The organism is Paracoccus sp. KKT209, assembly GCF_055635455.1.
On record NZ_CM145758.1, the window covers coordinates 3,142,108 to 3,161,805 of the forward strand.

Consider the following 19,698-nt stretch of genomic DNA (forward strand, 5'->3'; position numbering starts at 1 on the left):
TGTCTGCCGTCAGACGTGGTGCAGGACCAGCGGCCGGCCCTGATGCCGGCCGATCCGGATGGATGTCTCATAGATCCGCGACAGAAGATCCTCGGTCAGGACCGCGTCGGGGGGACCTTCGGCCACCACGCGCCCGTCCTTCATCGCGATCACGTGGTCGGCCCAGGCCGCGGCATAGTTGATCTCGTGGACGACCATCGCCACGCTGCGCCCGCCCTGGTCGACCAGCCCGCGCAGCCGGGACATCAGGGACCGGGCATGGGCCATGTCCAGGTTGTTCAGCGGCTCGTCCAGCAGCAGCCAGTCGGTGTCCTGCGCCCAGGCCATCGCGATATGCGCCCGCTGCGCCTGGCCGCCCGACACCTCGTCCAGAAAGCGGTCCGCCAGGTCCGTCAGCGAAAACGCCTTGAGCGCCAGCCAGACCAGCGCCCGGTCCTGCGGGCCCGGGCGACCCTTGTGATGGGGCCAGCGGCCAAAACCCACCAGTTCCGACAGGCGCAAGCGGCTGGCGATGGCGGTCTGCTGGCCCAGGATCGCCATGACCTGCGCCAGCCTGTCGGTGGGCGTGGTGGTCACGTCATGGCCCGCCACGGTGATGCGGCCCTGCTGCAGCGGCTCCAGCCGCCCGATCAGCCGCAGCAGCGTCGATTTCCCCGCGCCGTTCGGGCCGATCAGCGCGGTCAGGCGGCCCTTGGGCAGGGTCGTGGTGATGTCGTGCAGGATCGGCGTCCCGCCGATCGCGTGGCCGACCCCGTCGATCTGGATCATCGGATGCGCCCCCTCAGCAGCAGGTACAGAAAGAACAGGCCGCCCGCGAATTCGACGACGACCGACAGGGTGGCGGCCTGGCCCAGCTGGCGTTCAAACAGCCACTGCCCGCCAACCAGCAGGATCGCCGCCAGCAGCCCCGCCGCCGGCAGCAGCACGGCATGGGAGGCGGTGCGCATCAGCCCATGCGCCAGCCCCGCCACGATCAGCCCGAAGAAGGCCACCGGACCCACCAGCGCGGTCGACACCGACACCAGCACCGCCACCAGTGCCAGGACCCCCACCACCACCGCCCGATGGCGCAGCCCAAGCGACACGGCCGCATCGCGCCCCAACGCCAGCACGTCCAGTTGCGCCGACAGGCGCAGCGCCGCCGCCACCGCCACCGCCGCCATCACCGCCGCGATCGGCAGCAGCGTCACGTCGACCCGGTTGAAGCTGGCAAAGCTGACCGCCTGCACGACCGAAAACTCATTCGGGTCCAGCACCCGGCCCAGAAAGCCCGATAGGGACCGGAACAGCACGCCCAGGATCACGCCGGTTAGGATCATCCGCGGCACGTCACGCCCCCCGCGCAGCAGCAGCGTCCCGAACAGCAGCGCGGCCAGCGCGCTCATCACGCCGATCTCGGCCAGGAACCTGGTCCCCGCGGGAAGGCCCACATAGCCCGAACCGCCCAAGGTCATGACCAGCAGCGTCTGCAGCAGCACGTAGAGCGCGTCAAAGCCCATGATCGATGGCGTCAGCACCCGGTTCGCGGCCACCGTCTGGAACAGGATCGTCGCCACCCCGATCGAGACCGCCACGATCACCAGCGCGGCCAGCTTGCCGGCCCGCAGTCCGATGATGAAACCACGGTTGCCCCCGCCCAGGCCCTGCCACATCCACAGCGCCGACAGCCCGGCAAGGATCGCCGCCAGCCCGGCCAGCATCAGGGCCGCGCGCCTATCCATGGGCGGGCCGCCGATGCAGCAGCCACAGGAACAGCCCGGCGCCGACGATCCCCAGGATCAGCCCGGCGGGCAGTTCGTAGGGGCGGATGACCAGCCGCCCGACCAGGTCGCACGCCAGGACCAGCACCGCCCCCGCCAGCGCCACCACCGGCAGCGAGGCGCGCAGGTTGTCGCCCATGATCCGCGCCACCAGGTTCGGCACGACCAGCCCGACAAAGGGGATCATGCCCACCGTGGTCACAACCATCGCGGTCACCACCGACACCACCCCCAGCCCCAGCCGCATCACCGCAGCGGTGGAGAGGCCCAGCCCGGTCGCCACCTGATCGCCCAGGCCCAGGATCGCGAAGCGGTCGGCCGAGAACCAGGCCAGCCCCGCCGCCCCCGCCGCGATCCACAACAGCTCGTATCGCCCCGAGATGACGCCCGAGAATTCGCCGCTGAACAGCCAGGTGCCCACGTATTGCATCAGGTCGCTCTGCCAGCCGATGAAGGTCACGACCGAGCCCAGCACGCCCGACAGGACCAGCCCCGCGATGGGGACCAGCATCACCTCGCGCACGGGCAGGCGGCGAATGACGGCCAGGAACAGCGCGGTGGTGGCCATGGCCGACAGGCTGGCCGCGATCATGCGCAGCCACAGCGGGCTTTCGGGCCAGAGGATGGTGACGGCCAGCAGGCCGAGCGCCGCGCCCTCGGCCGTGCCCGAGGTGTCGGGGCCGACAAAGCGGTTGCGGACCAGCGCCTGGATCAGCACGCCCGCCACCGAAAGTGCCGCGCCGGTCAGCGCCACGGCCATCGTGCGCGGGACCCGCGATTCCAGCAGCACCAGCAGCGCCTGCGGATGGTGGAAGATGCCGCGCAGGTCGACTTGCGCGGCGCCGACGGTCAGGCTGGCCAGCATCAGCGCGACAAGCGCCGATGACAGGGCGGGCAAGGGGCGCATCAGCTGGCGGGGGCGTCGGACAGCGCCTTGGTCAGCTGGTCCAGCAGCGTCGTCATCGCGCCGTAGCCGCCGGCCGAGATATAGGCGGCGGCCGGGTCCAGATAGATCACCTGGCCCTTTTGCCAGGCTGTCGTGCCCTCGACCAGGCGGGAACGCAGCGTGGCCTCGGCGCCCTGCCCGTCCTCGCCGATGGCCGCGCCGCGATCGACGACCAGCAGCCAGTCGGGATTGGCCTCGGCGATGAATTCATGGCTGATGCCCTGGCCATGGGTGGCCTGGTCCAGCCCCTCGACCGCCTCGGCCAGGCCAGCTGCCCCGAAGATCCAGCCAAAGCGCGAATCCTTGCCATAGGCCGACATCTTGGGCCCGTTGGTCAGCACGATCAGCGCGGTTCCCTGCCCGTCGGCCGCCGCACGCAGCGCCGCCAGCCTGGCCTCCAGGTCGGCCGTCAGGGCCTCGGCCTCGGCCTTCTTGCCGAACAGCGTGCCATAGGCCTCGATCCGGGCGGGGGCATCCGTCAGCAGGTCGATGCCGAGCGTCATGTCGATGGCCGGCGCGACCTGAGCGACCGCCTGCAGCTGCGGGGCGGAACGGCCGCCCACGATCACCAGGTCGGGCCCCAGATTGGCCAGCGCCTCTAAGTCGGGTTCGAACAGCGTGCCGACATGGGGCACATCGATCACCGCATCGCGCAGCGCCGGCACCATGACATTGTCGATCGTGCCCGCCGGCATCACCCCAAGCGCCGTCAGCGTGTCCAGCGCCGCCATGTCATAGACCGCCACCGTCTGCGGGGGGGACTGCAGCGCGACGGGCCCCTGGGCAGTGGCGATCGTGACCTCCTCGGCCCCGGCGGGGGACCAGAGAGCGGCGGCCAGCAGGCCGGACAGCGCGATGCGGCGCATGGCAAAATCCTTTCCTCGTGACGACCGGGATCGCGGGACCGACCGCGGCATGGGGCGGGGCATAGCGCGGGGCAAGGCGGAGGTAAAGAATGGCCATGTATTTTTGTCGGAAAATGGTGCGGATTTCTTGACAAAAGACGTATGCCATTTTAGCCGACGGGCAAGCGCACTCCAAGAAGGAATGATTTCATGCAGATGACCGCCGATTTCCCGACCGCACGCGGTGCTGCGCTGCTGGCCACCCTGTCCAAGCACTTCGCCAACAAGATCGAGGTGACGACCGCGGATGACCGCGCGGCGCTGCATTTCGAGATGGGCGTGGCGCGGGTCGCCGTCGCGCCGCAGGGCCTGCACCTGGTGCTGGAGGCTTCCGACCCCGCGGCGATGGAGCCGCTGCGCGACGTCGTCGAACGCCACCTGCTGCGCTTTGCCCATCGCGAGGATCCCGCCCCCCTGGAATGGTCGCAGCCCGTCCAAGCCTAGAGCCGGTTCAGCACCACCCCCGGCATCTCCCCGGCATCCAGAAGGCGCGGCCGGGCGTCATGGGGGCACCAGTCCAGCAGCCAGTCGCCCAGCAGCCCGCGCTTGTTCTTGACCAGGGTCCACCGCTGCGTGGCCATGCCGCGCTGCGGGGCGGGCACCGGCGCGCAATGCCAGCGGCTTTCGGTGGCGTTTGATCCCGCCCCTTCGCGGATCAGCATCAGCCCGGTCGTGCCGCCCGCCTCGGCCGCCAGCTGCAGGCGTCGCCCGGCGGTCAGGGACAGGGGCCGGTCCGGCTCGGCCAGGACAAAGCCGGTGGGGGCGGCACGCAGGGTTTCCTCGGCCGACCACAGAAGATCGGTTTCCGACCGGGTGCGGACCAGGTGCAGCCGGCCCGGCAGGCCCTTGGGCAAGCCGCGCGGATAAGGCATCCAGCGGCTGCGCAGGGGCCTGATCCAGAAGACGGGGCCCCCGTGGCGGGCCGCCTGAAAGATCGCGAAGACATGGCGGCCCTGGCCCTGAACCTCGTGGATGCGGGCCGGGATCAGCCGGAACGGGTCGGTGTCGTCGGGGTCCATCGCGCCTCCTTTCACCATGAACAATACAGGAACATGGCTTTGGCGCAAACGGGATGCCGCGCGTCGGGGCTTTTCATTTCCCGGCCAGTCGCGTTGGGTGCGGCCGAAGGAGGCGCGATGGTGCTTTATCTGGGAATCGACGGGGGCGGCACCGGCTGCCGGGCGGCCATCGCAGATGGGGCGGGCCGCCTGCTGGGCCAGGGCGAGGGTGGGCCCGCCAACATCAATTCGGACCCTGCGGGGGCCGAGGCCAGCATCATGGACGCCGCGACCGCCGCCATGCGGCAGGCCGGCGCGCAGCCGGCCAACCTGGTCGCGGTGCTGGGTCTGGCGGGGGGCGGCATGGCCGCGGCCGCGGCGGCATTGCAGGCCCGCCTGCCCTTTGCCCGCAGCAGGGTCGTCAACGATGCCGTCACCGCCGCGCGCGGCGCCTTGGGGCCGGGCGACGGCATCCTGGTCGCCATGGGCACCGGATCGGTCCTGGCGGTGCAGCGCGACGGGGTGCTGCGCCAATATGGCGGGCGCGGCTTCCTGATGGGGGACGAGGGCAGCGGCGCCGTCCTGGGCCGCAGCCTTCTGGCGCTGGCCATGCGCGCGGGCGACGGCTTTGCCCCCGACAGCCCGCTGCTGGCCCGGATCCGCGACGACTTCGGCGGGTTCGAGGGGATCATCGCCTTTGGCACCCGCGCCAGCCCGGCCCAGTTCGCCGCCCTGGCCCCGCGCCTGATCCAGTCCGACGACCCCGCCGCGACCGGGATCCTGGACGCGGCGGTCGGCCAGATATCCGAAGCCGTGGGCGTTCTTCAGGCCGGCCAGCGCCTGCCGGTGGTGTGCCTGGGGGGCCTTGGCCCCTTCTACGCCGGCCGCCTGGCCCGCGACTGGCCCATCCAGGCGGCACAGGGCAGCGCCGTGGACGGTGCCTTGGCCCTGGCGCGCGAAGGGGCCGCGCGATGACCGTGCAGGTCCTGGCGGCGGATCAGGTCTTTGACGGCCAGACCCTGCACCGCGACCGCGCCGTGATGGTCGAGGATGGCCGCATCGCGGACCTGATCCCGCGCCCCGCCGATCTGCCCCCCCTGCCCGGCATCATCGCGCCGGGCTTTGTCGATCTGCAGGTGAATGGCGGCGGCGGGCTGATGGTGGGCGCCGGAACCGACGCGGCCGCCCTGGCCCGCATCTGCGCCGCGCATCGCTGCCTGGGTTGCGCCGGCGTCCTGCCCACCCTGATCACCGACCGGCCGCAGGTGACCGCGCAGGTTCTGGCTGCCGGGGCCCAGGCCGCCCGCGCCTGCATCCCCGGATTTCTGGGCCTGCACCTGGAAGGCCCGCATCTGGACCCGCGCCGCGCAGGCGCCCATGACCCGGCCCTGATCCGGCCGATGACCGCGGATGACCTGGCGCAGCTGGTCGATGCCGCCGCCCGCCTGCCCGCGCTGATGGTCACGCTGGCACCGGGCGCCGCGACGCCCGACCAGATCGCCGCCCTGTCCCGCGCCGGTGTCATCGTCAGCCTGGGGCACAGCGACTGCACCCTCCCGCAGGCGCAGGACGCCATTGCCGCCGGGGCGCGCTGCGCCACGCATCTCTTCAACGCCATGAGCCAGATGGGCCATCGCCAGCCGGGCCTGGTGGGCACGGTGCTGGCGGGCACGATCCATGCCGGGCTGATCGCCGATGGCATCCATGTCGACCCGGCCGCCCTGACCGTGGCGCTGCGGGCGCGGCCCAAGGGCCTGTTCCTGGTCAGCGACTGCATGGCGGTGGCGGGCAGCGACCTGGAGGCGTTCGATTTGCAGGGCCGCCGCATCCTGCGCCGCGACGGGCGCCTGACCCTGCCCGACGGCACCCTGGCCGGGGCGGACCTGCGGCTGGACCGGGCGATGCGGACGGTGGTCGCGGCCGGGGCGGAACCGGCCCGCGCCCTGGCCATGGCGACCAGCATTCCCGCCGACCTGCTGGGGGCGCCCACGGGCCGGCTGCTGTCGGGGCGCGCGGCCGATCTGGTGCATCTGGACGCGGACCTGACCCTGCGGGGCATCTGGGACGGGACCGGTTGGCAGGCGCCGCACTGAGGCGGCCTGCCGCGTCCGAAACCCGCGCAAACGCACTGGTCCTTGCCCCGCGCAGCCCCTACATCTGGGATATGCAGAAGATATCCCTCCCCCCGCGGCCCGATCTGGCCGAAAAGGCCGCCGAAGTCGGCTTTACCTTCGCCCATATGCACGGTGAGCCCTATTGGGACGAAACCTCGGCCTATCGCTTCACGTTGCAGCAGATCGAGACCGATATCGAGGACCCGGCCACCGACCTTCATGCCATGACCCGCGAGGCCGTGGACGAGATCGTCGCCAGCGAGGCGCTGATGGGCAAGCTGGGCATTCCGCCCGCCCATTTCGACCTGATCGCCGACAGCTGGTCCCGCAACGAGCCCGAGATCTATGGCCGCATGGACCTGGCCTATGACGGCAAGGGGCCGGCCAAGCTGCTGGAATACAACGCCGATACGCCGACCTCGCTCTATGAAAGCGCGGCATTTCAGTGGCAGTGGCTGGAGGACCAGTTGGAGGCGGGCGTGCTGCCGCAGGGCGCCGACCAGTTCAACGGCATCCACGAGGCGCTGGTCGAGCGTTTCCGCGAACTGTTCCCTGAAAACACCGACATCCATTTCACCGCCGTCGCCGACAACCCCGAGGATTACGCCACCGTCGAATCGATGGCCTGGGCCGCGCGCGAGGCCGGGATGGGCGCGCATTACAGCGACCTGGACAAGCTGGCCGTCAGCAAGGACGGGCAGTTCCTGGACGCCGAGGACCGGGTGATCGGCACGCTGTTCAAGCTGTACCCTTGGGAAGATCTTCTGGCGGACGATTTCGCCCGCCATATCGCCAAGTCGGGCTGCATGTTCCTGGAGCCCGCATGGAAGGCCGTCGTGTCGAACAAGGGGCTGCTGCCGGTGCTGTGGCGCATGTTCCCAGGCCACCCGAACCTGCTGCCGGCCTTCTTTGCCGATGACGTGGCCGATGCGCTGGTCGGCGGGGGCCGTGCCGTGCCCGAGGTCGCGGCGGCCTTCGACCGTGTGGCGGGTCAGTTCCGCACCGCCCATGTAGTCAAGCCGATCTTCTCGCGCGAGGGGGCCTCGGTCGCCATCGTCGAGGGCGGCGAGGTGACCGAAACATCGCCCAACACAGAATACGACCATCATCCCCGTATCGTGCAGGCCTATCACGGGCTGCCCGAGTTCGACGGCTTCCGGCCCGTGGTCGGCGCCTGGATCGTGGGCCGGTCCTGCGCGGGGATCGGCCTGCGCGAGGATCGCGGCCGCATCACCCAGGACCTGTCGCGCTTCAAGCCGCATTTCATCGCGGAGTGATCCGTGCCAAGGAGGAGAGCATGAGAAAACGTTCCAGAACCGTCGCGCTGACGATCCTCGGCGCCGCCGCCTTCACCGTCGCCGGCTGCCGCGAGGAACAGGTCGAGGCGCAGGCCTTTCCCGATCTGGCCAGCTGCCAGGCCGCCGCGACCGAAGGCGGGCTGTTCACCCCGGCCGAATGCGACCAGGCCTTTGCCGAGGCCGAACAGCTGCATGTCGAAGCCGCGCCCCGCTATGACAGCCTGGCCGTCTGCGAAGAGCAGCACGGCGAGGGCAATTGCGGCTCCGAGGAACAGCAGGTCAGCAATGGCGGCTCGGGCGGCATCTTCATGCCGCTGCTGGCGGGCTATCTGATCGGCAACATGCTGGGCCGCGCCGGCGGAGGCATGGCCGCCTCGCAGCCGATGTACCGCAATGCCCAGGGCGGCTTCACCAATGCCACCGGCACCACCAATTTCGGCAGCAATGCCGGGCGCGCCCAGATGGCCAGCCAGAACTTTGCCCGCCCCGCCGCCACCGCCGGCCGCGCGCCGATGACGCGGGCCACCGCGACCTCTCGCGGGGGGTTCGGCGGCAGCCGCAGCGGATTTGGCGGCTGAAGCTGCGTCGCCCCCGACGGGGCAGCAACATCTTCGGGAACCTTTTGCCCGATCCGGACATTACGGGATTGCGCCGGCCCTTGCCGCCGGTCGCACGAACATGCCGCATTCCGCGCCGCGACAGGAGAGACCCTTCATGACATCCATCACCCCCCTTGTTGCCGCAGCCGCGTTCCTGGGCTTGGGCGTTGCTGCCGCGTCCGCACAGGACATCACGGTGTCGTCCAAGATCGACACCGAAGGGGGGCTTTTGGGCAATGTCATCCTGATGGCGCTGGAGGACGCCGGGCTGCCGGTGCAGAACCGCCTGCAGCTGGGCGGCACGCCGATCATGCGCGACGCGATCACCTCGGGGCAGATCGACATCTATCCCGAATACACCGCCAACGGCGCCTTCTTCTTCAACGAGGCCGACAGCGACGTCTGGAAGGACGCCGAGGCGGGACTGGCCCGCGTCGCCGAGCTGGACCTGGAACAGAACGACATCGTCTGGCTGCAGCCTTCGCCGGCCAACAACACCTGGGCCATCGCGCTGCGCCAGGACCTGGCGCAGGAAAACGACCTGACCACGATGAGCGAGATGGGCGAATGGATCGCGGGGGGCGGTGACATCAAGCTGGCCGCCTCGACCGAGTTCGTGACCTCCGCCGCCGCCCTGCCCGCCTTTCAGGAGGCCTATGGCTTTGCCATGAGCCCCGACCAGCTGGTGCAGCTGTCTGGCGGCGACACGGCGGCCACGATCGCGGCGGCGGCGCAGCAGACCTCGGGCGTGAACGCGGCCATGGTCTATGGCACCGATGGCGGCATTGCGCCCGCCGGCCTGGTGGTGATGGAGGATGACAAGGGGGTGCAGCCCGTCTATCAGCCCGCCCCCATCGTCCGGGCCGAGGTCCTTGAGGCGCATCCCCAGATTCGCGAAGTCCTGGCCCCGATCTTCCAGGCGCTTGACCTGGAAACCCTGCAGGAGCTGAACGGCCGCATCCAGGTCGGCGGCGAACCCGCCGATGCCGTGGCCCGCGACTTTCTGACGACCGCCGGTTTCCTCGACTGATGACCGCCCGGCTGGACCGGCCCGGCCTGCTGTTTGCCCTGATCGGGCTGGCGGGTCTGGTCCTGCCGCTGGTGCAGTTCAAGCCGAACCGCATCGTTCCGGGCGAAGGGATCACGCTTGCCGGCGCCCTGCCTGCGGGTTGGCCGTTGACGGCGGCCCTGGCGGCGATCCTGCTGGCCGGTTGCCTGCATTGGCGCGCGTCATTGCGCCTGGTCTTGGCGTTGGCGGCTGTGGTGGCGGTTCTGCTGTCGCTTGGCGCCGCCGCGACCTATCTGACGCCCCCTGACAATACCTTGGCGCGCGTCGCCCCCGCCACCGGCTTCTGGCTGCTGCTGCTGGGTTTTGCCCTGATGCTGGCCGATGCGCTGGCGCGGCTGCGTCCCTCGCTGATCCTGCGCTGGATGCTGCTGGGCGGGGCCTTGGCGCTGGTCGTGGGGCTGCTGGCCTCGGGCGCGCTGGAGGGCGTGTCGGTGATGCGCGAATACGCGGTGCGACGGGACAGCTTTCTGCGCGAGGCGCAGGCGCATCTGCTGTTGGCCTTCGGCTCGCTTGGGCTGGCGCTGGCGGTGGGCCTGCCGCTCGGCGTCGGCATCCACCAGTCGCCCGCGCTGCGGCGCCCGGTCCTGTCTGTCCTGAACGTGCTGCAGACGATCCCGTCGCTGGCGCTGTTCGGCATCATGATCCCGATCTTCGGCTGGATCGCGGCCACCGTCCCGGGGGCCGCGCAGGCCGGCGTGTCGGGCATCGGCGTCTTTCCCGCATTGGTGGCGCTGTTTCTCTATTCGCTGCTGCCGGTCGTGTCGAACACGCTGACCGGCCTCATGGGCGTCAGCCCTACCACGCAGGAGGCCGCGACGGGCCTCGGCCTGACCCGCGTCCAGGTTCTGGCGCAGGTGCTGGTGCCGCTGGCGCTGCCGGTGCTGCTGGCGGCGGTGCGAATCGTGCTGGTCCAGAACATCGGGCTGGCGGTGATCGCCGGCTTGATCGGCGGCGGCGGCTTTGGCACCTTTGTCTTTCAGGGGTTGAACCAGACGGCCATGGATCTGGTTCTTCTGGGGGCCCTGCCCACCATCGCGCTGGCCCTGGTTGCGGGCATCGCCATGGACCTGCTGGTCGAGGCCGCCTCGCGCCGCCCGAAAGGAGACCGCCCATGATCGAGATCCGCAATCTGACAAAGATATATGACGGCACGGCGGCGGTGGACAATGTCAGCCTGACGGTCGAACGCGGCCAGATCGCGGCGCTGGTCGGGACCTCGGGCTCGGGCAAGACCACGCTGCTGCGCATGATCAACCGGCTGGTGGAACCGACCAGCGGCCAGGTGTTGATCGACGGGCAGGACACGCATGCGCTGCCCGGCTACCTGCTGCGCCGCCGCATCGGCTATGCGATTCAGGGCCACGGGCTGTTCCCCCACCGCACCGTCGGCCAGAACATCGCCACCGTGCCCCGGCTGCTGGGCTGGACCGCCGGGCAGATCCGCGAACGCGTGGACGAGCTGCTGTCGCTGTTCCAGCTGGACCCCGACGCCTTTCGCGACCGCATGCCGCACGAGCTGTCGGGGGGCCAGCAGCAGCGGGTGGGCGTCGCGCGGGCGCTGGCCGCCAAGCCGGACCTGCTGTTGATGGACGAGCCCTTTGGCGCACTGGACCCGGTGATCCGTGCCAAGGCCCAGGACGACCTGCGCCAGATCCAGCGGCAGCTGGGAACGACGCTGATCCTGGTCACCCATGACATGGAGGAGGCCGTGTCCCTGGGCGACCGGATCGCGGTCATGGACAAGGGACGGCTGGTCCAGTACGCCCCGCCGGCCGAGATCCTGACCGCCCCCGCCACGCCCTTCGTCCGTGACCTGATCGGGCTGGACCAGCGGCCCTTTCACCTGCTGTCGCTGACCCCCGCCCATGCCATCGCCACCGAGGGCCAGGCTGAGGGCCTGCCCATCGCGCGCGAGGCCAGCCTGCGCGACGCCCTGGCCGAATGCCTGTGGAGCGGCCGCGACGCCCTGCCCCTGGAAGGCGGCGGCGTCGTGACGCTGGCCGCGCTGCGGGCGCAGGCCGCACCCCTGGCCCGGGCCGCCGAATGACCGGACGGGTCCTGCTGGCGGCGGCCGGGCTGTTCCTGCTGGTCTTTCTGGCCAGTCCGGACAGCTTTGCCTGGCTGTTCCAGCCCGTGACCCGCAACAACGCGCCAGCCATCTATACCCAGACCTCGCTGCTGTCGCTGACGCTGTCGCATCTGGTGCTGGTGGGGCTGGCGGTGGCGGCCTCGACCGCGGTGGCGCTGGTGCTGGCGGTGCTGGTCACCCGGCCCGCCGGACGCGAGTTCCTGCCGCTGGCACGTACCGTCACCTCGGTCGGGCAGACCTTTCCGCCTGTCGCCGTGCTGGCGCTGGCGGTGCCGATCATGGGCTTCGGTGCGGGGCCCACCCTGGTCGCGCTGTTCCTCTATGGGCTGCTGCCGGTGTTCGAGAACACGCTGGCGGGCCTGACCGGCCAGCCCCCGAACGTGGCCGAGGCTGCGCGCGGCATGGGCCTGACCCCGTGGCAGCGGCTGTGGCAGGTCGATCTGCCGCTGGCGCTGCCGGTGATCCTGACGGGCATGCGGCTGACGGCGGTGATCTCGCTTGGTACGGCCACCATCGGCTCGACCGTGGCGGCCCGCACCTTGGGCGAGGTCATCATCGCGGGCCTTCTGTCGTCGAACACCGCCTTCGTGCTGCAGGGCGGCATGGTCGTGGGCATCATCGCGGTGCTGATCCACGAAGGCTTCCAGATGCTGGAGCGGACGGCCGCCCGACGCGTGGGCCTGAACCGCTAGAAGCGCGGTCCCAGCACCTTGGACAGCGTCCCCGACAACGGAGGCTTGTCGTCGAACCGGATGCCGGCCTCGATATGGCGCAGATGCTGGTCCAGCAGCGCCAGTGCCTGCGCCTCGTCCCGCGCCTCGATAGCGGCGACGATGCGGGCATGCTCGTCCTCGGCACAGAGCGTCCCGGGCCCCGTCGCGTAAAGCCCGATGATCAGCGAACTGCGCATCGTCAGCTCGTCCAGATAGCGCGCCAGGACCGGATTGCCGCCGATCCGCGCCAGCAGCGTGTGAAAGCCGCGCGACAGGCGGATCTTGGTCGGGCGGTTGTCCTGCCCCCGCGCCGCATCCTCCTGCGCCAGGTGCTGGTGCAGTGCCGCGATGTCCTGGTCCGAGGCCAGGCGGACGACATTGCGGCAGATAGTCGTCTCGATCGCGCGGCGGGCCTGAAAGACGTCGCGCGCATCCTGGGGCGTCGGGGTGGCAACATAGGCGCCCCGGTTTGGCAGGTGATCCACCACCTGCCAAGCCGTCAGCATCGACAGCGCCCGGCGCACATGCACCCGGTTGCAGGCGAAAAGATCGGACAGCGCCTGTTCGCCCAGCTTGGTCCCCGCCTGCAGCCGCTGGTCGGCGATGGCGTCCAGGATGCTGTCGACGATGAGCGTTTCTAAGGGCTTTTCCATACCTTCCAAATTGCATCTTCCGAAAGCCGCCGCAACATTGTTTCGCCCAAGGAATGGGCAGGAAATAAAGGTTATGGATTGTTAACAATCAGTGGTAACAAAGTTCCGACTCAAGGAACGGAGAGACTGATGAAACTGGTCGTCATCAACCCCAATTCCACGCAGACGATGACCGACAAGATCATCGCCTCGGCCCGCGCGGTGGCCGCCCACGGCGTCGAGGTCGAAGGCCGCACCGCCCATGGCGCCCCCGCCAGCATCGAGGGCCATTACGACGAGGTCATGTCCGCCGCCCACCTGCTGCGCGAGGTGCAGCAGGCCGAGGCCCAGGGCGCGGATGCCATCGTCGTCGCCTGTTTCGACGACCCGGCCATCGGCGCCTGCCGCGAGGTGGCAACCGGACCGGTGCTTGGCATCTGCGAGGCGGGCGTAAAGGCCGCGAGCATGATCGCCACGTCGTTTTCAATCGTCACGACGCTGCCGCGATCTGTCCCCGTGATCGAGGAACTGGTGCGCAAATACGGCCTCGACCATCAGTGCCGCAGGGTGCGTTCGGCCGCGATTCCGGTTCTGGCGCTGGAGGAGCCCGGCTCGAACGCCCGCCAACTGGTCCGGGCCGAGATCCTGCGCGCCATCGAGGAGGACCGTTGCGAGGCCGTCGTCCTCGGCTGTGCCGGCATGTCGGACCTGACCGAATGGCTGAGCGAGGAGACCGGCATCCCGGTCATCGACGGCGTGACCGTTGCCACGAAATTCGCCGAGGCGCTGGTGGGCGCCGGGCTGAGGACCTCCAAGATCGGCGCCTATGCGCAGCCGATCCAAAAATAAGAAAAACCGCCACATCTCAGACAGGGAGTCTGACACATGACCCATACGGGAATGGCCGCGGACCACGCGCCGCTTGCGGCGCAGAGCGCGGATGACAAGAAGTTCGGAGAGGAATCGCTGGCCCCGCAGCAGGTGCGCATCATGGACCCCTGGTCCTACCTGTTCGCCTGGCTGGGCGGCTGCGTCAGCATCGGCACCTTCACGGTCGGGTCGGGACTGGTGGGCACGCTGAACCTGATCCAGACCGTGCTGGCCATCGCCATCGGCTGCACGGTGATCGGCGTGGCGCTGATGATCAACGGCCGCGCGGGCCATAAATACGGCATCCCCTTCATGGTGCAGGCGCGATCCGCCTACGGGTTTTCGGGCACGCGGCTGCCGGCGCTGGTGCGCTCGGTCCCGGCGATCGTGTGGTACGGGTTCCAGAGCTGGATCGGCGCGGGGGCGCTAAACTTGGTCGCGGAAACCATGTTCGGCTATTCCAACATCTGGGTCTTCTTCATCGGCTTCCAGTTCCTGCAGATCGGCCTGTCGGTGCTGGGCTTTCACGGCATCAAGTGGCTGGAGAACATCGGCGCGGTCTTCATCATCGGCGCGCTGGTCTACATGTTCTTTTCTGTGATCAGCCGTTACGGCGACCAGATCAGCACCAACCTGATCCAGGCCGAGGGCACCTGGGGCGCGCCCTTCTGGGGGGCCACGATGCTGTTCCTGGGCGTCTATTCGACAATGATGCTGAACGTGTCCGACTATTCGCGCGAATTGCAGCACAGGGTCGGCCCGGGACGGCAGGTGGCGATCTATGCCAACTCGATCCTGCCGGCGACGCTGTTCATGGGGCTGATCGGCCTGATGGTCTCCAGCGCGACCGGAGAGGTCGATCCGATCCGCGTCTTTGCCAGCGCCGTCGACAACAAGGTCCTGCTGGTCGTGACGCTGCTGTTCATCGCGTTCGCGCAGGTGACGACGAACATCCTCAACAATGTCGTGCCGCCTGCCTATGCGATGATGGACGTCTTCAAGCTGTCCTTCCGGTCGGCGGCGGTGATCGTGGGCCTGCTGGCGTTCGCGACCTTCCCCTGGCTGCTGGTGCGCGATGAATCGGCGGCGGGGCTGGGGCTGTTCATCCAGACCTACAGCGCCTTCCTGGGACCGATCTTCGCGATCCTGGTGGTGGATTACTACGTGATCCGCCGCCAGACGCTGGACCTGGACAAGCTCTATGATGCCACCGGTCCCTATCGCGGCATCAACCCCGCTGCGGTGATCGCCACTGCGGTGGGTGTCGTCGTGGCGCTGATCTTTTCAGGGGTCAGCTGGTACGCCAGCCTGATCCCGGCGGGCCTCAGCTATTACCTGCTGATGCAGGTTCTGCCCTCGGCCCGCCGCTTCCGCGACTGAACCCGGGTGACGGCACCAGGAAGGCCCCCGCCACGACGGGGGCTTTCGCATGTCAGGCAGACGTCACCGGCTTGGCATGCCAGATGTCTTGCATGTAGCCCCGGATCGTCCGATCCGACGAGAAGAAGCCCGACCGCGCGATGTTCAGGGCCGCCATCCGATCCCAGCTGGTCGGATCGCGATAGGCCCGGTCCACCTGCCGCTGCATGTCGAAATAGCCGTCGAAGTCCGAGGCGACCAGGAAGGGATCGTCGTGCCAGGTCCGGTCCAGCAGCGAATAATAGCTGTCGGCCCGGCCGAACCGCCCCTCGGCGATCAGCTGCAGCGCGACCTTCAGGTCCTGGCTGCGCTCGATGGCGGTGCGGGCATGACCCGGCGTCGCCTTCTCGGCCTCGGCCTCGGCCGCCGTCAGGCCGAACAGGAAGAAGTTCTCGGCCCCGACCAGTTCGCGGATCTCAACATTCGCGCCGTCCAGCGTGCCGATGGTCAGCGCGCCGTTCATGGTGAACTTCATGTTGCCGGTGCCCGACGCCTCCTTGCCCGCGGTGCTGATCTGCTCGGACAGATCGGCGGCGGGGATCAGGTCCTCGGCCATCGAAACGTTGTAGTTCGGCGGATAGGCAATCTGCAGGTATTTCGATGTCACCGGATCGCTGTTGATCGTCGCGGCCACGTCGTTGATCAGGTGGATCACCGATTTCGCCAGCCAGTATCCGGGCGCCGCCTTGCCACCGAAGATCTTGACCCGCGGGGTCCAGTCGCCGTTCGGGTCGTCATGGATACGGCCCCACAGGGCGATCGCCTCCAGGATGTTCAGCAGCTGCCGCTTGTATTCGTGCATTCGCTTGATCTGGACATCGAAGATCGCGTCCGGGTCGGCCTTGACCCCCAGATCGGTCAACAGTCCGTTCGACAGCCAGACCTTGTTGGCGCGCTTGGCCGACCGCAGCCGGTCGCGGAAGCCCGCATCCTCGGCATGGGGCTCCAGCCCCTTCAGCTGGTCCAGGTCGGCAGTCCAGCCGGTGCCGATCGTGTCGTCCAGAAGCCGCGCCAGCGCAGGGTTCGCCATGCGCAGCCAGCGGCGCGGCGCCACGCCGTTGGTCTGGTTCACGATCCGGTCGGGATGCAGCTTGTGCAGGTCGGCAAAGACCGTGTCCTTGACCAGGTCGGTGTGCAGCGCCGACACGCCGTTCACGCGGCCCGCCATGATGAAGGCCAATTCGCCCATATGCACCTGGTCGCCATGGACGATGCCGACATGGGCGGGGCGGTTGGTGGCCCTGCGGTGATCCTCGTCGATCATCTGGATGATCTGCATGTGGCGCGGCAGCACGCGGCCCATCAGCCAAGTCGACCAACGCTCCAGCGCCTCGGGCAGCAGCGTGTGGTTGGTGTAGTTCAGCGACCGCTGTGCCAGATCTCGGGCACGGTCGAAGGACAGGCCGTGGACATCCATCAGCAGGCGGATCAGCTCGGGGCCGGCGATGGCCGGATGGGTGTCGTTCAGCTGGATCGCCACCTTTTCGGGCAGCTGGTCCAAGTCGTCGCCATGTTCGGCCAGAAAGCGGCGCAGGATGTCCTGCAGCGCGGCCGAGGTCAGGAAATATTCCTGCTTCAGCCGCAGCTCCTTGCCGGATTCGGTCGTGTCGTCGGGGTACAGCACCCGCGACAGCGTCCGGGCCAGCGCCTCGGGTTCGGCCGCGGCCGTGTAATCGCCCGCGTTGAAGCGCGGCAGGTCCAGAAGCGTGGTGGGATGTGCGCCCCACAGCCGCAGGCTGTTGGCCCAGGTTCCGCCCCAGCCGATCACCGGCGTGTCATAGGCACGCGCGATGACGCTTTCGCCCGGATGCCAAACGGTGCGCCCGTCTACCGTTTCGACATGGCCCTTGAACCCGATCTCGTAGCTGTAGTCGATGCGCACGAATTCCCAGGGGTGCGGCTGGTTCAGCCAATCCTCGGGCGTCTCGACCTGCTGACCGCCCTCGAACCGCTGCCGGAACAGCCCGTGTTCATAGCGGATGCCATAGCCGAAGGCCGGGCAATGCAGCGAGGACAGGGATTCCATGAAGCAGGCCGCCAGCCGCCCCAAGCCGCCGTTGCCAAGTGCGGCATCGGGCTCGTTGTCCAGGATCTCCTGCTCGTCCAGGCCCAGCAGGGTCAGCGCCTCGGCCATCGCGGGCTCCAGCCCCAGGTTGACGATCGCGTCGCCCAGGATGCGGCCGATCAGGAATTCCATCGACAGGTAATAGACCCGCTTGGCCCCCTGATCGCGCGCCGCGCGGATCGCCTCGACCCAGGGGCCCACCATCAGATCGCGCACGGTATAGCTGACGGCCAGGCGCCAGTCGAAAACGGTTGCGAATTCCGGACCCCGGCCCTGGGTGTGGGTCAGGTGATGCAGGATCTGATCGCGCAGGTCCTGCGCCGAGAGAGAATGGGACAAATTCGGCCTCATGGGCTGGATAAAATCAGGACAACCAGACGCGAGCATAGGGCGGCAGGGCCAGCATGTCGTCATGCAGCGCCACCGTCGCGTCAGACAGGATGTCGCGCATAGCCGCCACGCCTTGAAAGCGCAACCAGTCGCCCGACACCTGTTGCCAGCTTTCGGTGAAGTTGAAAAGGCAAACTATGCTCCCGCCCGGCGCGAGTCGTGCAAAGGCAAAGACCGTCGGATTGCCGCTGTCCCGGATCTGCGTCGGATGCGCCCCGTGCAGCCCGTCGCATTGGCGGCGGCGCTGCAGGATGGCGCGGGTGCCGTGCAGGATGCGGCCTTCGGCCGAGGCCGGGTCGGCGCTGGCGCGGGCCGCGCGGTCCCAGTCCATCGCCGGTCGGTGCAGCCAGCGGCTGTCATGCGCGTGCTCCGGCACCTGCAGATAGCCGTGGTCGTTGGTCAGTCCCAGCTCGTCGCCCATGTAGATCAGCGGGATGCCGCCAAAGCTGGCGATCAGGGCATGGCCCATCAGGATGCGGTCGATCGCCAGGTCGACCGCATCCTGATCGCCCGAGGCCAGCCCCGCCTCCAGTCCCGCCAGCGAGGCGAAGCTGCCCGAGATGCGCCTGTCCCCCGTCTCGGGGTTCACCTGGAACAACTCGCCGCGCGCGAAGCTGCCGGGAAAGCTGCCGTCGTAGAAATCCGACAGGAAGGCCCGATGCGCCGGCCCTGACAGGCCCAGGGCGCCGGCATCCTCGTCCGTCACCGCCCATCCGATGTCGTCATGGCAGCGGATATAGGTCGCATAGGTGGCATTGGTCAGCACGGGCGGGAAATGCGTCTCCAGAACATGCGTCATCAGCCGCGTGTCGCGCGTGGCCAGGGCCGACCAGTATTGGACCATCAGGCTGTTGTGATAGGCCAGGTTGCCCTGCCGCCCGTCATGTTCGCCCCGCCCGAAATAGGTCAGCATCTCGGCCGGGCCGACGATCGCCTCCTCCAGGTGGATGACCGCGCTGGCGGCGATCCGGGTGCAGGCGCGTAGAGCGCGCAGCAGCAGGTGCACCTCGGGCTGGCTCTGGCAGGTGGTGCCCATGCGCTTCCACATGAAGGCCACCGCATCCAGGCGCAGCACGTCGACGCCCTTGTTGGCCAGGTTCAGCATGATCGAGACCATCTCGAGGAAGACCCGCGGATTGGCCCAGTTCAGGTCCCACTGGTGTTCGTTGAAGGTGGTCCAGACCCATTTGCCGAATTCGGGGTAATGGGTAAAGCTGCCCGGCGCGGTATCGGGAAAGATCTCGACCAGGGACTGTTCATAGGCGCGGGGCAGCGTGTCGTCGTCGAACATCAGGTACATGTCCTGGTATTCGGGATCGCCCGCCGCCGCCCGCCGCGCCCAGTCATGTTCCTTGGCCGTGTGGTTCAGCACCAGGTCGATGCAGAGCGACATCCCCCGGCCGCGCAGCGCGTCCGCCAGCCGCTCCAGGTCGGCCATGTTGCCATGGGCCGGATTGACCTGGCGATAGTCCATCACCGAATAGCCGCCGTCGCTGTCGCCCGGGCGGGGCATCAGGCAGGGCATCAGGTGCACATAGCTGATCCCCAGGTCGCGCAGATAGTCCAGCCGGTCATGCACCCCCGCCAGATTGCCGGCGAAGCGGTCGATATAGAAGACGTATCCCGCCATCTGCGCGCGCTGGAACCAGTCGGGCTCCAGGTCGCGCATCAGGTCCAGCCGCTGCAGGTCGGCGGGCCGCGCGTTCCAGCCGTCACGCAGCACCTGCGCCAGCTGCCGGCAGAAGGCGTCATAGTCGGCGCGCCCGCCATAAAGCCGCTCCAGCATGGGCCAGAGGTCGGGAGCGCTGCGTGCCATGCGCATGTCGAAGAG

At 68.6% G+C, this 19,698-nt stretch carries 19 protein-coding genes; 11 read left to right on the forward strand and 8 right to left on the reverse strand.

Annotated features, from left to right (window positions below; all coding sequences use genetic code 11):
- Nucleotides 1-9 precede the first annotated feature (9 nt).
- From ACZ2G3_RS15560 to ACZ2G3_RS15575, 4 genes are read right to left on the reverse strand one after another with little or no spacing between them, the layout of a single operon-like run.
- Nucleotides 10-768, reverse strand: a complete 759-nt coding sequence (locus tag ACZ2G3_RS15560) for an iron ABC transporter ATP-binding protein (protein WP_470396888.1) — start codon at nucleotides 766-768, stop codon at nucleotides 10-12.
- Entirely contained in the window at nucleotides 765-1,721 is a 957-nt protein-coding gene (locus ACZ2G3_RS15565; protein WP_470396889.1) for an iron chelate uptake ABC transporter family permease subunit, read from the reverse strand. Before ACZ2G3_RS15565 ends, ACZ2G3_RS15560 begins: the two co-directional genes overlap by 4 nt.
- The gene (locus tag ACZ2G3_RS15570; protein ID WP_470396890.1) at nucleotides 1,714-2,667 is read right to left on the reverse strand and encodes an ABC transporter permease; all 954 of its coding nucleotides are present in this window, start codon (nucleotides 2,665-2,667) and stop codon (nucleotides 1,714-1,716) included. The genes ACZ2G3_RS15565 and ACZ2G3_RS15570 overlap by 8 nt, the downstream gene beginning before the upstream one ends.
- Complete coding sequence (locus ACZ2G3_RS15575) at nucleotides 2,667-3,572, reverse strand: siderophore ABC transporter substrate-binding protein (RefSeq protein ID WP_470396891.1); 906 nt, start codon at nucleotides 3,570-3,572, stop codon at nucleotides 2,667-2,669. The genes ACZ2G3_RS15570 and ACZ2G3_RS15575 overlap by 1 nt, the downstream gene beginning before the upstream one ends.
- 189 nt (nucleotides 3,573-3,761) lie before the next feature.
- Between ACZ2G3_RS15575 and ACZ2G3_RS15580 the strand changes: the two genes are divergently transcribed.
- Nucleotides 3,762-4,055, forward strand: coding sequence for a DUF2218 domain-containing protein (locus ACZ2G3_RS15580; protein ID WP_470396892.1), 294 nt, complete (start codon nucleotides 3,762-3,764; stop codon nucleotides 4,053-4,055).
- On the opposite strand, the gene ACZ2G3_RS15585 is transcribed toward ACZ2G3_RS15580, so the two are convergent.
- Complete coding sequence (locus tag ACZ2G3_RS15585) at nucleotides 4,052-4,630, reverse strand: ImuA family protein (protein WP_470396893.1); 579 nt, start codon at nucleotides 4,628-4,630, stop codon at nucleotides 4,052-4,054. The two genes, ACZ2G3_RS15580 and ACZ2G3_RS15585, sit on opposite strands and share 4 nt — an antisense overlap.
- A 117-nt stretch (nucleotides 4,631-4,747) precedes the next feature.
- On the opposite strand from ACZ2G3_RS15585, the gene ACZ2G3_RS15590 reads away from it, so the two are divergent.
- The 8 genes from ACZ2G3_RS15590 to ACZ2G3_RS15625 all read left to right on the forward strand — a co-directional run bounded on the left by ACZ2G3_RS15590 (nucleotide 4,748) and on the right by ACZ2G3_RS15625 (nucleotide 12,470).
- Complete coding sequence (locus tag ACZ2G3_RS15590) at nucleotides 4,748-5,584, forward strand: glucosamine kinase nucleotide-binding domain-containing protein (RefSeq protein ID WP_470396894.1); 837 nt, start codon at nucleotides 4,748-4,750, stop codon at nucleotides 5,582-5,584.
- A complete protein-coding gene (locus tag ACZ2G3_RS15595) occupies nucleotides 5,581-6,702 on the forward strand; it encodes an N-acetylglucosamine-6-phosphate deacetylase (RefSeq protein WP_470396895.1) in 1,122 nt (373 codons plus the stop codon). The genes ACZ2G3_RS15590 and ACZ2G3_RS15595 overlap by 4 nt, the downstream gene beginning before the upstream one ends.
- Before the next feature lie 71 nt (nucleotides 6,703-6,773).
- On the forward strand, nucleotides 6,774-8,000 hold the full coding sequence (locus ACZ2G3_RS15600; protein ID WP_470396896.1) for a glutathionylspermidine synthase family protein: 1,227 nt from the start codon (nucleotides 6,774-6,776) through the stop codon (nucleotides 7,998-8,000).
- Nucleotides 8,001-8,020: 20 nt separating this feature from the next.
- Nucleotides 8,021-8,599, forward strand: coding sequence for a DUF1190 domain-containing protein (locus tag ACZ2G3_RS15605; protein ID WP_419268412.1), 579 nt, complete (start codon nucleotides 8,021-8,023; stop codon nucleotides 8,597-8,599).
- Nucleotides 8,600-8,735: 136 nt separating this feature from the next.
- Nucleotides 8,736-9,650 carry a glycine betaine ABC transporter substrate-binding protein OsmF gene (gene osmF / locus ACZ2G3_RS15610; protein ID WP_470396897.1) on the forward strand — a complete coding sequence of 305 codons (915 nt, stop codon included), beginning with the start codon at nucleotides 8,736-8,738 and terminating at the stop codon, nucleotides 9,648-9,650.
- The gene (locus tag ACZ2G3_RS15615) at nucleotides 9,650-10,804 is read left to right on the forward strand and encodes an ABC transporter permease (RefSeq protein WP_470396898.1); all 1,155 of its coding nucleotides are present in this window, start codon (nucleotides 9,650-9,652) and stop codon (nucleotides 10,802-10,804) included. The genes osmF and ACZ2G3_RS15615 overlap by 1 nt, the downstream gene beginning before the upstream one ends.
- Nucleotides 10,801-11,736, forward strand: coding sequence for an ABC transporter ATP-binding protein (locus ACZ2G3_RS15620; RefSeq protein ID WP_470396899.1), 936 nt, complete (start codon nucleotides 10,801-10,803; stop codon nucleotides 11,734-11,736). Before ACZ2G3_RS15615 ends, ACZ2G3_RS15620 begins: the two co-directional genes overlap by 4 nt.
- Entirely contained in the window at nucleotides 11,733-12,470 is a 738-nt protein-coding gene (locus ACZ2G3_RS15625; RefSeq protein WP_470396900.1) for an ABC transporter permease, read from the forward strand. The genes ACZ2G3_RS15620 and ACZ2G3_RS15625 overlap by 4 nt, the downstream gene beginning before the upstream one ends.
- Here ACZ2G3_RS15625 and ACZ2G3_RS15630 read toward each other — a convergent pair.
- The gene (locus ACZ2G3_RS15630) at nucleotides 12,467-13,144 is read right to left on the reverse strand and encodes a GntR family transcriptional regulator (protein WP_470396901.1); all 678 of its coding nucleotides are present in this window, start codon (nucleotides 13,142-13,144) and stop codon (nucleotides 12,467-12,469) included. The two genes, ACZ2G3_RS15625 and ACZ2G3_RS15630, sit on opposite strands and share 4 nt — an antisense overlap.
- Nucleotides 13,145-13,273: 129 nt before the next feature.
- Between ACZ2G3_RS15630 and ACZ2G3_RS15635 the strand changes: the two genes are divergently transcribed.
- Nucleotides 13,274-13,972, forward strand: a complete 699-nt coding sequence (locus ACZ2G3_RS15635; protein WP_470396902.1) for an aspartate/glutamate racemase family protein — start codon at nucleotides 13,274-13,276, stop codon at nucleotides 13,970-13,972.
- Between the two features lie 36 nt (nucleotides 13,973-14,008).
- Entirely contained in the window at nucleotides 14,009-15,373 is a 1,365-nt protein-coding gene (locus ACZ2G3_RS15640) for an NCS1 family transporter (RefSeq protein WP_470396903.1), read from the forward strand.
- Nucleotides 15,374-15,425: 52 nt separating this feature from the next.
- On the opposite strand, the gene ACZ2G3_RS15645 is transcribed toward ACZ2G3_RS15640, so the two are convergent.
- Together ACZ2G3_RS15645 and ACZ2G3_RS15650 are read right to left on the reverse strand one after the other, a co-directional pair.
- The gene (locus tag ACZ2G3_RS15645) at nucleotides 15,426-17,828 is read right to left on the reverse strand and encodes a glycogen/starch/alpha-glucan phosphorylase (RefSeq protein ID WP_470396904.1); all 2,403 of its coding nucleotides are present in this window, start codon (nucleotides 17,826-17,828) and stop codon (nucleotides 15,426-15,428) included.
- A gap of 13 nt (nucleotides 17,829-17,841) precedes the next feature.
- On the reverse strand, nucleotides 17,842-19,683 hold the full coding sequence (locus ACZ2G3_RS15650) for an amylosucrase (protein ID WP_470396905.1): 1,842 nt from the start codon (nucleotides 19,681-19,683) through the stop codon (nucleotides 17,842-17,844).
- Between the last annotated feature and the right edge of the window lie 15 nt (nucleotides 19,684-19,698).